The organism is Delftia sp. UME58 (assembly GCF_014170385.1).
Classification (GTDB): Bacteria; Pseudomonadota; Gammaproteobacteria; order Burkholderiales; family Burkholderiaceae_C; genus Comamonas; species Comamonas acidovorans.
On record NZ_LZZV01000038.1, the window covers coordinates 61,668 to 76,082 of the forward strand.

Below are 14,415 nucleotides of genomic sequence, written 5' to 3' on the forward strand. Positions count from 1 at the left end.
CGCCCTCCCTTTTTCCCTTCCCCTCCGGATTCCCATGTACTTTGAAATGCAATCGCTCAACAGCGAGCAGCGCAGCAACATCCTGCACTCCCTGGTTCTGCCCCGTCCCATCGCCTGGATCAGCTCGGTGGACGGGGACGGCACGGTCAACGTCGCGCCGTTTTCCTTCTTCAACGCCATGTCGGGCGATCCGCCGCTGCTGTGCGTGTGCATTGGCTCGCGCCAGGGCGTGCTCAAGGACACGGCGCGCAACATCGCGGCCACGGGCGAGTTCGTGGTGAACCTGGTGTCCGAGCCGCTGGCGCGCCGCATGGCGGTGACGGCCATAGAGTTCGGCGCGCAGGTGGACGAGTCGGCCCAGGCCGGCCTGGTCCTGGGCGATGCACGGCGGGTGAAGGCCCCGCGCATCGTGGACAGCCCTGCGTCCTTCGAGTGCCGCGTGCGCCAGCTCATCGACATCGACGGCGTGCGCAGCCTGGTGCTGGCCGACGTGCTGGCGGCCCATGTCATGGATGCCGCCGTGGTCGATGGCGAGCTCATGTACTTCGATCCCGCGCCCATGGAGCTGATCGCGCGGCTGCAGAACCCCGGCTGGTATGGCCGCGTGGGCGATGCCTTCCAGATGCCCACGCCCTCGGTGGCGCAGTGGAGCGCCATGCAGCGCCAGGGCGTGTCCGACGGCTACCTGGCCTGGGCCGACGATGGCGCCCCCGCACGCTGAAGGGCCGCCCATGCTTGCGCAACACACCATAGACAGCCTGGCGGCCGAGCTGCACGCCAGCGAAAAAAGCCGCGTGCAGGTCCGGCACTTCTCGCGCCGCCATCCGGACATGACGGTGCAGGACGGCTACGCCATCTCGCGCGCCTGGATGCGGCTCAAGCGCGCCGAGGGCCGCACGGTCAGGGGCCACAAGATCGGCCTGACCTCGCGTGCCATGCAGCAGGCCGTGCAGATCACCGAGCCCGACTACGGCACGTTGCTGGACGACATGTTCTTCGAGCCCGGCGGCGACATTCCCTTTGCGCGCTTCATCGCTCCGCGCGTGGAGGTGGAGCTGGCCTTCGTTCTGGGCCGCACGCTCAAGGGGCCGGGCGTCACCCTGTGCGATGTGCTGGCCGCCACCGACTGGGTGGTGCCCGCCGTGGAAATCATCGACGCCCGCATCGAGCAAAAGGACCGCGATACCCAGGCCATGCGCACGGTGCGCGACACCATCGCCGACAACGCGGCCAATGCCGGCATCGTCATGGGCGGGCGGCCCGTGCGCCCCGACGCGGTGGATCTGCGCTGGGTGTCGGCGCTGCTGCAGCGCAATGGCGTGATCGAGGAGTCCGGCGTGGCGGCCGCCGTGCTCAACCATCCGGCCACGGGCGTGGCCTGGCTGGCCAACCGGCTCGCGCAATGGGATGATCAGCTGGACGCAGGCCAGGTGGTGCTGGCCGGCTCGTTCACGCGGCCCGTCACGGCCCAGGCCGGCGACAGCTTCCATGTGGACTACGGGCCGCTGGGCTCCATTGCCTGGCGCTTTGCCTGAGCTTCGTCCGCAGTGTGGCGATGGTGTCGCCTGCGGCACAGTCCGCGGGCCCGGCGCGTCGCCGACAATGCAGCGGCGCCGCCCGCCACCGGTGCGCGGGCGGCGGCTGCAATACATGCACTACAGGATGGACAAGCAATGGAGATGAAGAACGCAAAGACGGCCGTGGTCACGGGCGGAGGAACCGGCGTGGGCAAGGCCGTGGCGCTGGCCCTGGCGGGCGCGGGCTACCAGGTGGTGGTGGCGGGTCGCCGCCAGGCGCCGCTGGATGAGACCTGCGCCGAGGCCCAGGCAAAGTACGGCGCAGGCGAGCGCATGCTGGGCATTGCCACCGATGTCAGCGACCCGGCCGCGGTGGAGCAGCTGTTCGCGCGCACGGTGCAGCGCTTCGGTCGCGTGGACCTGCTGTTCAACAACGCGGGCCGGGGCAATCCGCCCGGCTCCTTTCTGGACTGGACGCCCGAGCAGTGGCGCGAGGTGGTCGATGTCAACCTCAACGGCATGTTCTATTGCCTGCAGCAGGCGTTTCGCACCATGCGCGACCAGTCGCCGCGCGGCGGCCGCATCATCAACAACGGCTCCATCTCCGCGCATGCGCCGCGCCCCAATTCCAGTGCCTACACGGCCACCAAGCATGCCGTCATGGGCCTGACCAAGACGGCTGCGCTCGACGGCCGCGCCTACGACATCGCCGTGGGCCAGATCGATATCGGCAATGCCATGACCGAGCTGGCATCGCGCATGGCCCAGGGCGTGCCCCAGGCCAATGGCGAGATCGCGGTGGAGCCGCTGATCGACGCGGATGTGGTGGGCCAGTCCGTGCTCTACATGGCCAGCCTGCCGCTGGAGGCCAACGTGCTGTTCCACACGGTGATGGCCACCAAGATGCCCTTCGTGGGCCGGGGCTGAACCGGCAGGGGCAGGTCTTCAGGCCCGCACGCCCTCGGGCCCTCAGGCCCTCAGCCCTGCACGCGGCGGCTCGCCGTCTCGGACGGGAGCTCGCCGAAGCGGCTTCGGTACTGGGCCGCGAAGTGGCCCAGGTGCAGGAAGCCGTACTTCTGCGCCACGTCGCGCACGCCGGATCCGGCTGCGACGCCCGGGCCCTGGGCTGCCTGGAGTTCGGCGCGCACCCGGTCCAGCCGCAGCTGGCGCAGGAAATCCATGGGCCCCATGCCCGCGTGCTGGCGGAAGGCGGCCTGCAGCGTGCGCGCGCTGCAGCCGGCCTCGCGGCAGACATCGGCCAGCGACAGGGGCTGCTCCGCATGGGCCTGCATGTACTCCTGGGCCTTGCGCACGCCGCGCGGCAGCAGGCTGCGCCGGCTATCCCCGGCCAGTGCGCGGCTGTGGCTGTGCGTGGCCGACATCAGCAGGCTGGTCAGCAGGTATTCCTCCGCATGCCGGGCCAGCGCCTGCGTGGCCTGCAGGGCGTTGCCCGCATCCAGCGTGTGCCGCAGGCAGTCGATGAAATGCACCAGCGGTGCCAGCGGCGGCTGGTCCAGCGGCACGCCCAGATCGAACACCAGGGGCCGGCCTGCGGGCGCCTGCAGCAGCGCCTCCAGCCGCGCCACCAGGGCCGGGCGGGCCAGGCGCACGATCAGGTGCGGGCTGTCGTCGGCCCAGCGCATGGACAGCGGCTCGGTCGGCGAGGGCAGGGAGGCCAGGCGCGGCGTGGCATCCACCTGCTGCGCGCCGCAGCGGATCTCGGCACTGCCGCGCAGGGGAATCTGCAGCAGGAAGAAGTCCCGCAGGTAGCCGGGCTCGATGTGCACGCCGGGGCCGTACTGCACATAGTTCAGGCTGACGTTGCGGGAAAGCGGCGCGCTGTGGTGGCAGGCGTCCAGCTCCGCGCGCGGGCGCAGCATGCCCAGGCCATGCGGACAGAAGACGCGCGCCACGCTTTCGCGGGCCTCGTCCATGTCGTGGCTCTCGAAAAGCCGGTAGCGCTGCAGCGGCAGCGGTGTGTGCATGGCGTGTTCCATAGGCTGGGCAGAACGTAGCAAAAACCACCCGCTCCCACAATTCGGACCATTCCCCGGGAGCCAATTTCTGCGCGCCAGGGACAGTGCCTGCGCTTGCCGGATGCCTGCGCGGCCCGGCCCCCCGTAACGTGTGCTGCACAGGCCAGCCCGGCCTGGCATCCACACGGGAGAACAAGCGTCATGTTCAAGGGACTCGAAGGCAAAAGCGCCATCGTCACCGGCGGCTCCACCCTGATAGGCGCCGGCGTGGTGCGTGCGCTGCACGCGGCCGGCGTGAAGGTGGTCATTGCCGACATCGATGCCGACAACGGCCAGGTGCTGGCCGATGCGCTGGGCGAGGGCGCGCATTTCGTGCGCACCGACATCACCGACGACGCGCAGGTCGCCGCCTGCGTGCAGCAGGCGTGCAGCCGGCACGGCGGCGTGCACATCCTGGTCAACCTGGCCTGCTCCTATGTGGATGAGGGCCTGCAGTCGCCGCGCGCGGACTGGCTGGCCTCGTTCAACGTGAACGTGGCCAGCGCCGTGGCCATGCTGCAGGCCGTGCACCCGCACATGGTGGCTGCCGGTGGCGGGGCCGTGGTGAACTTCACCAGCATCTCGTCCGAGGCCGCGCAGACCGGGCGCTGGCTCTACCCGGCCAGCAAGGCGGCCATGAAGCAGCTCACGCGCAGCATGGCCATGGACCTGGCGGCCGATGGCATCCGCGTCAACAGCGTCTGCCCGGGCTGGACCTGGTCGGCGGTGATGGACCGGCTCAGTGGCGGCGACCGCGACAAGACCGACCGCGTGGCCGCGCCCTTTCACCTGCTGGGCCGCGTGGGCGATCCGCACGAGGTGGCCCAGGTGGTGCTGTTCCTGTGTTCGGACCATGCCAGCTTCGTGACCGGGGCCGACTACGCGGTGGACGGCGGCTACGGCGCCATGGGACCCGAGCGGGCCGTGGCCGCCATTCCCCAATTGATGGACTAGTACGCAGTACGGACACGGAGCCGCAAGGAGACAGCCATGAAGAAAATCGCCATCGTCGGTGCCGGCCAGTCGGGCCTGCAACTGGGCCTGGGCCTGCTGGCCGCGGGCCATCAGGTCACGATACTGAGCAACCGCACGGCGCAGGACATCGCCCAGGGCAGGGTCATGTCCAGCCAGTGCATGTTCGACAGCGCGCTGCAGATAGAGCGCGGCCTGGGCCTGGACCACTGGTCGCGTGAATGCCCGGTAGTCGAGGGCATAGGCCTGTGCGTGCCGCATCCGGCGCAGCACGGCGAGAAAGCGGTCGGCAAGGCCATCGACTGGGCCGCGCGGCTGAACGCGGGCGCGCAGTCCGTGGACCAGCGCCTGAAGATCCCCGCATGGATGGACGACTTCCGCCGCCAGGGCGGCGAGCTGGTGCTCAAGGACGCGGGCATTGCCGAGCTGGAGGAATGCACGCGCAGCCATGACCTGACCCTGGTGGCCAGCGGCAAGGGCGAGATATCGAGGCTGTTCGAACGCGATGCCCATCGCTCGCGCTTCGACCAGCCCCAGCGCGCGCTGGCGCTGACCTATGTGACGGGCATGAAGCCGCGCGAGCCGTTCTCCGCCGTGTCCTTCAACCTGCTGCCGGGCGTGGGCGAGTATTTCGTGTTCCCGGCGCTGACGACCACGGGCCCCTGCGAGATCATGGTGTTCGAGGGCGTGCCCGGCGGCCCCATGGACTGCTGGGGCGATGTGAAGACGCCCGGTCAGCACCTGGAGCGCAGCCGCTGGATACTCGACACCTTCGTGCCCTGGGAGGCCGAACGCTGCCGCGACATTGCGCTGACCGATGACAACGGCATCCTCGCGGGCCGCTTCGCGCCCACGGTGCGCAAGCCCGTGGCCACCCTGCCTTCCGGGCGCAAGGTGCTGGGCATGGGCGACGTGGTGGTGCTCAACGACCCCATCACGGGCCAGGGCTCCAACAACGCGGCCAAGTGCGCCGACACCTATCTGCGCAGCATCCTGGCGCGCAGCAATGGCGACGGCAATGGTGACGGCAATGGTGCCTTCGACGCCGCCTGGATGCAGCAGACCTTCGACCGCTACTGGTTCGGCTACGCGCAATGGGTCACGCAGTGGACCAACATGCTGCTGGCGCCACCGCCGCCCCATGTGCTCAAGCTGCTGGCCAGCGCCGGCACGCTGGCGCCCCTGGCCAGCGCCTTTGCCAACGGCTTCGACGACCCGCGCACCTTCTTCCCCTGGTTCGCGGACGCGGGCGAGGCAGACCACTACATCGACAGCTGCGCGGCCATCGCCGCCATGGCAGCCGTCCCCGCCTAGCCGCAGAGGCCGCCATGAGCACATGCGACACCCCGGCCGCCGCCACGGCCTGCTCCTTCGATCCGCGCGAGCTGCGCAAGGCCTTCGGCCAGTTCACCACCGGCGTGACCGTCATCACCACGCGCGCGCCGGACGGGCGGCGCGTGGGCATGACGGCCAACTCGTTCTCCTCTGTGTCGCTGGACCCGCCGCTGGTGCTGTGGAGCCTGGCGCGCCAGGCGCCCAGCGTCTGCGATTTCCAGGGCGCCAGCCACTTCGCCATCCATGTGCTGGCTGCGGGCCAGCACCTTCTGTCGCGGCGCTTTTCCACGCCGCAGCAAGACAAGTTCGTCGGCCTGGACTGCGCGGAAGGCCCGGCCGGCGTGCCCCTGATCGATGGCGTGCTGGCCCGCTTCGTCTGCCGCAACGTCCGGCAATACGATGGCGGCGACCACCTCATCTTCATCGGCCAGGTCGAGCGCTGCGAACGCTTCGACGGCGAGCCCCTGGCCTTTCACGCGGGCTACTATCAGGTGACGGTGCGGCACCCCGAATGCGTATGACGGGCCATGAAAAAAGCGGCACCGCAGCTTTCCCCACCCTTTGAAACGGAGACAACCCCATGCAGCAGAAAGAACCCCCGGCAAGCCGCCATGTGCGCATCAACGCGCTGGACGGCAGCGGCAGCTTCAACGCCTACCTGGCCGTGCCGGCCTCGGGCAGCGGCCCCGGCCTGGTGCTGGCGCAGGAGATCTTCGGCGTCAACGCCACCATGCGCGAGGTGGCCGACTACTACGCCGAAGAAGGCTACGTGGTGCTGGTGCCCGACCTGTTCTGGCGCCAGCAGCCCGATGTGGAGCTGGGCTACACGCCGGCGGACTGGGAGCGCGCCTTCGGCTTCTACAAGGGATTCGACGAGGCCCTGGGCGTGCAGGACATCCAGGCCTGCCTGAACGCCCTGCGCCAGCGCCCCGATGTCACGGACGGCAAGGCCGGCGTGCTGGGCTTTTGCCTGGGCGGCAAGCTGGCCTACCTGGCCGCCTGCCGCACCGATGCCGATGCGGTGGTCGGCTACTACGGCGTGGGCATCGAGGCGGCGCTGGACGAGGCCGAGCGCATCCGCTGCCCGCTCACCCTGCACGTGGCCGAGCTCGACGCCTTCTGCCCGCCCGAGGCGCGCCAGCGCATCGTCCAGGCGCTGGGCGGGCGTCCCGGCGTGGCCGTGCACGTCTACCCTGGCGTGGACCATGCCTTCGCGCGCAAGGGCGGCGACCATTTCCACCGCGCCTCGGCCCTGATGGCGCACGAGCGCAGCATTGCCACGCTCAAGTCCGCCATCGGCCCGCATTTCGACCTGGCCGCGCTGTGGGACAAGCACTGCGAGTACGAGTTCGCCACGCGCAACGTGGACGACACCATGGCCACCATGGTGGCCGAGCCCTATGTGAACCACATCCCCACCATGACCGGCGGCGTGGGCTTCAGCAACCTGCACGCCTTCTACACGAACCACTTCGTCAACAGCAATCCGCCCGATACGTCGCTGACGCCGATTTCACGCACGGTGGGTGCCTCGCAGGTGGTGGACGAGATGCTGTTCTGCTTCACGCACACCACCGAGATCCCGTGGATGCTGCCCGGCGTGCGGCCCACGGGGCGGCGCGTGGAGATCCCGCTGCTGGCCGTGGTCAAGTTCCGTGGCGACAAGCTCTACCACGAGCACATCTACTGGGACCAGGCCAGCGTGCTGGTGCAGGTGGGCCTGCTGGACCCGGCGCTGCTGCCCGTGGCCGGCGTGGAGACGGCGCGCAAGCTGCTGGACGAGACACTGCCCTCCAACGAGCTGCTCAACAAGCGCTGAGCGCAACGCGGGCGCATGGCCCGCCATGCGTTCTTGCCGGGGCCTGCACAGGGCTTCGGTTCCCCCGGGCAATGGGCAGGACTGCATCGCCCGGAGCGCCGGCCATCTCGTTCCACGCCGTGCGACCCCCGTGTTTGCCCTGATGCTCCTGATATTTGAAACGTTACAATGAAACGATTCAAAAATTAGATGCGGAGCAAGTATTCCAATGAAAAATATGAGTTTATCTATGGAAACGTTTCACATTTCATCGGAAATGTGCGGGAATTTGATCAACGGACAATGGCGCAAAGGTGAAGTGCCGCTGCCAGTGATCGACAAGTATTCAGGTGAGCAGATCGCCCTGGTCAGCGCCGCCACCAGCGCGCAGGTGACTCAGGCCGTACAGATCGCGCAACAGGCCATGGAGCGTGGGGCACCGCCGCCTGCCGAACGTGCGGCCATCCTGCGTCGCGCCGCCACGCTGCTGGCAGAACGCCGTACCGCGTTTGTCGATGTGATGGTGGCGGAAGCGGGTTTCACCCAGCCCGATGCCGCAGGGGAAGTCGACCGGGCCATCATCACCCTGGGGCTGACCGCCGAAGAATGCACCCGCATCGTGGGTGAGATGGTTCCGTTCGCCGCCAGCCCCGGCGCTCACCAGCGTCTGGGCTACACCGTGCGCCATCCTATAGGCATCGTGGCGGCGATCACGCCGTTCAACTCGCCGCTGAATACCGTGCTGCACAAGGTGGCTCCGGCGTTTGGTGCGGGCAATGCCGTGCTCCTCAAGCCATCGGAATACACGCCGCTGACGTCGGCACTGCTTGCACAGGTGCTGCTGGATGCCGGCATGCCCGTCGATTTCCTGGCCATGCTCCAGGGCTGTGGAGATACCGTCGGCAGCGCCTTGCTGGCCGCGCCCGAAGTGGCCTTCTATACCTTCACGGGCAGCACCCGCGTGGGCCGCATCATCCAGCAGGCTGCGGGACTGCGCCGCACGCAAATGGAGCTGGGCAGCATCGCCAGCACTATCGTCTGCGCCGATGCGGATCTGGACAAGGCCATTCCGAAATTGGTCAACGCTGCCTTTCGCAAGGCAGGGCAGGTGTGCACGTCCGTTCAGCGCCTGTATGTGGAGCGTCCCGTCTTCGATACCGTGGCGCAGCGACTCAAGGACGCGGCCGGCGCCTTTCCTGCCGGCAATCCACGGGATGCCGCAACCCGTGTGGGCCCGCTGATCAATGAGGCTGCCGCACAGCGTGCAGAGCAGTGGATCCAGGAAGCCGTGGCCGCCGGTGCGCAGCTGCTGTGCGGCGGCCAGCGTGAAGGCTCGGTGATCCAGCCCGCCGTGCTGATTCGCGGTGCGGCGCACACCAGTGCCTGGTGCATGGAGGCCTTCGCGCCGCTGCTGTCGCTGGAGCCCTTCGATCATCTTGACGAAGCCCTCGCTGGAGCCAACTCCACGCCCTACGGCCTGTCTGCAGGCGTGTTCACCACGAATATCAACAAAGCCTTTCTCGCCACGCAAAAGCTGCGCTTCGGCACGGTGCAGATCAACGAAACCTCGAGCGCGCGCTCCGATGTCATGCCCTTCGGCGGGGTGAAGGACAGCGGCTTCGGCAAGGAGGGGCCATGGCATGCGATGCGTGAAATGACCGAAGAACGCCTGGTGGTCTTCAACCCCTGAGCTGCAGCGCCGATCCCCTGCCTTCGCCCCACGATCCAACGATGCCATGAAAACAAAAAAGCATTCTTCATTGACACGCCGTGCTTGCATGGCCGCACTCATGGCGCTTCCCGCGTTTGCCGTGAACGCTGCAGGCTTTCCCGAAAAACCCATCTCCGTCGTCGTCCCCTTCGCGGCTGGCGGCCCCACGGACGTGCTCACGCGCGTGATCGTCGAGCGCATGGCGCGCGAGCTGGGCCAGCCCATGGTGGTGGAGAACTTCCCCGGAGCCGGTGGCACGGTCGGCAATGCCCGCGTTGCGCGCGCCAAGCCGGACGGCTACACGATTCTCGCGGGCAACATAGGCACGCTGGCGGCCAGCCATTCTTTCTACAAGAAGCTGCCGTATGACATGGTCCAGGACTTCGTGGCCATCTGCGGCATCGGCGATGCACCGCAGGTCGTCTCCGCGCGCCCGGACTTTCCCGCCACGGGCCTGGATGCCATGCACGACTTCATCAAGCCGCAGGAAGGCAAGGTGACCTTCGGGGCGGCCGGCGTCGGTTCCGGCTCGTATCTCGGCGGCGTGCTGCTCAAAAACGCTCTGGGCGTCAACGTCCAGGCAATCAATTACCGGGGTGCCGGCCAGGCGCTGACCGATGTGATGGCGGGGCATGTCGACTACATGGTCGACAGCTCCACCACCTCCGTCGCCTACGTGAAATCCGGCAAGGTCAAGGGCGTGGCCGTGTTGCGACCCACGCGCATCAAGGCCTTGCCGGATGTGCCTGCCGCCGGTGAGTCCACGCGGTTCACGCATCTGAACTACGACATCTGGAACATGCTGGTGCTGCCTGCCGCCACGCCGCCCGAGATCGTCGCGCGCCTGAACCAGGCGGCACGCACGGCACTGCGAGATCAGGATGTGCTTGCACGCCTGGCCAGCTCAGGCATTGAAGTCCCGAGCGAAGTGCACCAGACCCCCGCAGGGGCCACCAGGCTGCTGCACGCGGACATCGAACGCTGGCGGCCGCTCATCAAGAGCCTCGGTGTCCAGCTCGACTGAGCCCGGCCCACAGCACGCCCTACGACAGAACATCAAAACCAGGAGACAAACCATGGTCCTTTCATCCATCGCGCGATCGCTGCGCCACATCTGCGCCGGCACCATGGCGCTGACCTTGGCCACCCATGCCGCAGCCGATGCCCCCGACGCGAACTGGCCCGCCAAGCCGGTCACGCTGGTGGCGCCTTTCACGCCCGGAGGTACCACGGACATCGTGGCGCGCGCGTTGGCGAACCAGTTGCAGATCATCTGGAAGCAAGCCGTCGTCGTGGACAACAGGCCCGGCGCGGGTGGCACCGTGGGCGCAGCGTTGGTGGCGCGCGCAAACCCCGATGGCTACACCCTGCTGCTCGCCAACGTGGGTCATGCCGCGGCGCCTGCTCTGTACAAGAATCTTCCGTACGACTTCACCAGGAACCTGGACTCGATCACCAACGTCGCCATTGTTCCCAACGTGTTGCTGGTCCCCAAGAGCCTTCCCGTGTCGAACGTGGCCGAGCTCGTCAAGTACATGAAGGAGCGCAAGGCGCCCGTCTCCTATGGCTCGGCAGGCATCGGCAGCACGCAGCACCTGTCGGCCGAACTGCTGAAGTCGCTGGCCAGGGTCGATGCGGTGCATGTCCCCTACAAAGGTGCTGCACCGATGATGACCGACCTGATCGGCGCTCGCCTCGAATTCGCCATCGATTCGGCCGGTTCGGCCGCCGCGCAGATCTCCGGGGGCCACGTGAAGGCATTGGGCGTCACCACGACCAGGCGCACGGCCTCTTTCCCCAACCTGCCCACCCTGGATGAATCCGGTCTGCCCGGCTATGCAGCCACCACGTGGTACAGCATCTCCACCACGGCGGGCACGCCGCAGCCCGTAAAGGATAGGATATACCAGGGCATAGTGCAGGCGCTGGCCACGCAGGGCATGAAGGACGTGCTGGCCGGCATGTCGGCCGAGCCCGGCGGCATGCCGCCCGCGGAGTTCGACCGCTTCGTGCACGCCGAAGTCAAACGCTGGACCGATCTCATCAAGAACGGCGCCACCATCAAGGAATGAACCATGGGCCTTCGCTTGCCCGAAGGCCCTTTCTGCTCACCATGCTTACCTCCGACCTCTCCAGCTTTCTCTGCCCCACCCGGATTCACCTCGGTGTCGGCTCCCACACGCAACTGGCGAACGTGCTCAAGTCGTTCCAGAGCGACCGTGTCTTCATCACCGTGGACCGTGCCCTGCTGGCCAGCGATTTCTATCGCCGCATCGAAGCCATCCTGGCCGCACAGAACATCCAGACCGCCTCGTTCAGCGACATCGAGGCCGACCCCAGCGACACCACCGTCGAGCGCGCCTTCGCCACTTGCCTGCAGCACCAGGCCACGGCCATCCTGGCCGTGGGGGGCGGCAGCACCATGGATGTGGCCAAGGCCGTGGGCATTCTGGCGACCAATGGAGGGCGCATCCACGACTACGAAGGCATAGAGAAATTCAAGCACCGCCCGCTGCCGCGCATCGCCATACCGACCACGGCGGGCACCGGCTCCGAGGTCTCGGGCTCCTGCGTGATCTCGGACACCACGCGGCAGCTGAAGATGTCCATCCGACACGCATCGATGAACCCCGCCGACGTGGCCATCCTCGATCCGCTCGCCCTCACCACCATGCCGGCGCACGTGGCCGCGCATTCGGGCATGGATGCGTTCGTTCACGCCTTCGAGTCCTACATCTCGCGCCAGTCCAACCTGATGACCGACGCACTGAACCTGCACGCCATGGAACTCATCGCGGGCAATATCCGCAGCTTCGTGGCGGACCGCTCGCGTCTGGACGCCGGGCTGAAGATGCTGTGCGGCTCCGCGCTCGCAGGCATGGCATTCGGGCAGACCGGCCTTGGCAATGTGCACTGCATGGCGCGTTTCGTTGGGGCCTTCTTTCACCTGTCGCACGGCTTGTCCAATGCGCTGTGCCTGCCGCATGTTGCGGCCTTCAACATGAATGCCGCACTCGAGAAATATGGCCGCGTCGCTCGCGCCATGGAGTACCGGGTGGACGGGCTCTCGCGTCTGGATGCGGCACGCACTGCCGTCACGGCCATCTCGGAGCTGTGCGCCGATCTGGCCATTCCACCGCGGCTGCGCGATGCCGGTGTCACCGAAGATCGCTTCGAAGAGATGGCTGGGCTGTGCGCCGAGGCCAACTACAATCGCTGGAACCCTCGCCACACCACCTCGGCGGATTTCCTGGAACTGTTCCGGAAGGCCCACTAGGCCCTGGTCGGCAATGGAGCCGACGGTGGACTGTCATCCGCAACCCGTCGCGCTCCATGGACAACACGCCGCCAACCACTCCCCATCAACGCATCACCGTACATGACGTGGCGCGTGTTGCCGGGGTGTCGATCGGCACCGTCTCCCGTGTCGTCAACGGTGCCGCCACCGTCAAGCCGGCCGCGCGCGAGCGGGTGAACCAGGCCATTGCGGAGCTGGGCTGGGCACCCAGCGTGGCCGCGCAGGCCATGCGGGGGGCGTCCTCGCACATGGTCGGCTTCATCTTCTCCGACATTCGCAATCCGCTGTACTCGGCCATGGTGAAAGGCGCGGAGGATGTGCTCACACAGCATGGCTATCTGCTCATGATCGCCAGCAGCGACGGACTGGCGGAACGCGAGATCGCGCTGATCGATCTGTTCGCACGGCGCAAGGCCGACGGGCTGCTGTTCACCATCGAAGAAGAAAGCGACACGGCGGTGCGGCAGTCCCTGTCATCGGCACGCATCCCCACGGTCATGCTCGAGCGCGAACTCTCGCCCGCCGTGCCCACGGTCGGTGCCGACCACTATGGCGGCACACGGCAGGCCGCCGAATATCTGCTGAGCCTGGGCCACAGGCGCATCGCCCTCATCAGCGGCGGACGGTCCAACCGCGTGGGACGCGATCGTCTGCGCGGCTTCACGGACGCGCATGCCGCAGCCGGCGTGGAGCAGGATGAGCAGCTGATGCGTCTCGACGGATTTTCCGCAGACTACGCCTTTCGCCAGACGCAACTGCTGCTGGGGCTGGAGCGCCCGCCGACAGCCCTGATTGCGGCCGGCATGCACCTGCTCAACGGAATTCTTCCGGCCATCCGCATGAAGGGCCTGCGCATTCCGCACGACATTTCCCTCATCGCATCCAACGACAGCCCCCTGGCTCAATTGGCCACGCCCGCCATCAGCGTCATCCGTTACGACGGCTATGCCCTGGGCCGCGAAGCGGCGTTGTTGCTGCTCCAGCAACTGAAGGGCGAGACACCCCCGCAGCCCAATGCGCGGGTGGAGCTTCCGACCGAGTTTGTCATGCGCGAATCCTGCGCCGCGCCCAAAGCAGGGACGTTGTAGACATCGCTCCCGGCGTCGCGGCAGGGCGTTCACAGGAAGACAGGGCCGCGCAGCGGGTCCTCAGGGTTGTCACCATTGTTGATATGTCAACACTGATGAATCATGCGGCCATCGCAATCGCCGCTTCCCCGTTTTCCGCCCCATGCCCCGACCACGCAAACTCCCCGCACCGGACACGCAGGTCCATAGCCAGACGCTGGCGCTGGAGGACTTTCTGACCTTTCGCCTGGGTGCACTGTCCAATGCGCTGCAGACCCAGGTGACGCGCCACTACATCGCGCCGGCCTCGCCCGTGGGGCTGACCGAATGGCGGCTCATGGGCCAGATCCAGCGCCATGGCGAGCTGCACGCCAGCGCGCTGTCGCGCCTGAGCCTGATGGACAAGGCCCAGATCAGCCGCGCGCTGCAGCCGCTGATCGACCGGGGCTGGGTGCTGCGCCGCGCCGACCCGCAACACGCGCGGCGCCACCTGCTGCAGCTGAGCGAAGCAGGGCAGGCGCTCTTCGACGAGGTGCTTTCCCGCGCACGCCCCTACCAGGCGGCCCTGCTCAATGCCCTGACGGCCGATGAACGCGCCATGCTGGACCGCATCCTGGACAAGCTCGGCCGTGCCTCCCAGGCGCTGGACCAGGGTCTGGATTCCTGATTTCCCCACGAGCCGCAACACCACCCACCTCCGAC

At 67.4% G+C, this 14,415-nt stretch carries 14 protein-coding genes; 13 read left to right on the top strand and 1 reads right to left on the bottom strand.

Annotation, left to right across the window (positions count from 1 at the left end; all coding sequences use genetic code 11):
* Window positions 1–34 precede the first annotated feature (34 nt).
* The 3 genes from A9976_RS11670 (at window position 35) to A9976_RS11680 (ending at window position 2,444) form a co-directional block, all read left to right on the top strand.
* The gene (locus tag A9976_RS11670; RefSeq protein WP_183019141.1) at window positions 35–721 is read left to right on the top strand and encodes a flavin reductase family protein; all 687 of its coding nucleotides are present in this window, start codon (window positions 35–37) and stop codon (window positions 719–721) included.
* A 10-nt stretch (window positions 722–731) separates the two neighbouring features.
* On the top strand, window positions 732–1,535 hold the full coding sequence (gene hpaH / locus A9976_RS11675; RefSeq protein ID WP_183019142.1) for a 2-oxo-hept-4-ene-1,7-dioate hydratase: 804 nt from the start codon (window positions 732–734) through the stop codon (window positions 1,533–1,535).
* A gap of 138 nt (window positions 1,536–1,673) precedes the next feature.
* Window positions 1,674–2,444, top strand: coding sequence for an SDR family oxidoreductase (locus A9976_RS11680; protein WP_183019143.1), 771 nt, complete (start codon window positions 1,674–1,676; stop codon window positions 2,442–2,444).
* A 50-nt stretch (window positions 2,445–2,494) separates the two neighbouring features.
* Here A9976_RS11680 and A9976_RS11685 read toward each other — a convergent pair whose 3' ends face one another.
* On the bottom strand, window positions 2,495–3,502 hold the full coding sequence (locus A9976_RS11685; RefSeq protein ID WP_183019144.1) for an AraC family transcriptional regulator: 1,008 nt from the start codon (window positions 3,500–3,502) through the stop codon (window positions 2,495–2,497).
* 192 nt (window positions 3,503–3,694) lie between these two features.
* Between A9976_RS11685 and A9976_RS11690 the strand changes: the two genes are divergently transcribed.
* The 10 genes from A9976_RS11690 to A9976_RS11735 all read left to right on the top strand — a co-directional run bounded on the left by A9976_RS11690 (window position 3,695) and on the right by A9976_RS11735 (window position 14,380).
* Window positions 3,695–4,486, top strand: a complete 792-nt coding sequence (locus A9976_RS11690; RefSeq protein ID WP_183019145.1) for an SDR family oxidoreductase — start codon at window positions 3,695–3,697, stop codon at window positions 4,484–4,486.
* Window positions 4,487–4,522: 36 nt separating this feature from the next.
* Window positions 4,523–5,818 (top strand): styrene monooxygenase/indole monooxygenase family protein, encoded by a 1,296-nt coding sequence (locus A9976_RS11695; RefSeq protein WP_183019146.1) that lies wholly within the window; start codon window positions 4,523–4,525, stop codon window positions 5,816–5,818.
* Window positions 5,819–5,832: 14 nt separating this feature from the next.
* A complete protein-coding gene (locus A9976_RS11700) occupies window positions 5,833–6,360 on the top strand; it encodes a flavin reductase family protein (protein WP_016449085.1) in 528 nt (175 codons plus the stop codon).
* 59 nt (window positions 6,361–6,419) lie between these two features.
* Window positions 6,420–7,658 (top strand): dienelactone hydrolase family protein, encoded by a 1,239-nt coding sequence (locus tag A9976_RS11705; protein WP_183019147.1) that lies wholly within the window; start codon window positions 6,420–6,422, stop codon window positions 7,656–7,658.
* Between the two features lie 217 nt (window positions 7,659–7,875).
* Window positions 7,876–9,327, top strand: coding sequence for an aldehyde dehydrogenase family protein (locus A9976_RS11710; protein WP_183019148.1), 1,452 nt, complete (start codon window positions 7,876–7,878; stop codon window positions 9,325–9,327).
* Between the two features lie 88 nt (window positions 9,328–9,415).
* Window positions 9,416–10,372 (top strand): tripartite tricarboxylate transporter substrate binding protein, encoded by a 957-nt coding sequence (locus A9976_RS11715; RefSeq protein WP_259649185.1) that lies wholly within the window; start codon window positions 9,416–9,418, stop codon window positions 10,370–10,372.
* A 52-nt stretch (window positions 10,373–10,424) separates the two neighbouring features.
* Window positions 10,425–11,420: a tripartite tricarboxylate transporter substrate binding protein gene (locus A9976_RS11720; RefSeq protein WP_099752293.1), complete on the top strand. Its 996-nt coding sequence runs from the start codon at window positions 10,425–10,427 to the stop codon at window positions 11,418–11,420.
* A gap of 41 nt (window positions 11,421–11,461) precedes the next feature.
* On the top strand, window positions 11,462–12,625 hold the full coding sequence (locus tag A9976_RS11725; protein ID WP_183019150.1) for an iron-containing alcohol dehydrogenase: 1,164 nt from the start codon (window positions 11,462–11,464) through the stop codon (window positions 12,623–12,625).
* A 56-nt stretch (window positions 12,626–12,681) separates the two neighbouring features.
* Window positions 12,682–13,734, top strand: coding sequence for a substrate-binding domain-containing protein (locus tag A9976_RS11730; protein WP_183019151.1), 1,053 nt, complete (start codon window positions 12,682–12,684; stop codon window positions 13,732–13,734).
* A gap of 142 nt (window positions 13,735–13,876) precedes the next feature.
* A complete protein-coding gene (locus tag A9976_RS11735) occupies window positions 13,877–14,380 on the top strand; it encodes a MarR family winged helix-turn-helix transcriptional regulator (RefSeq protein WP_183019152.1) in 504 nt (167 codons plus the stop codon).
* Window positions 14,381–14,415 lie beyond the last annotated feature (35 nt).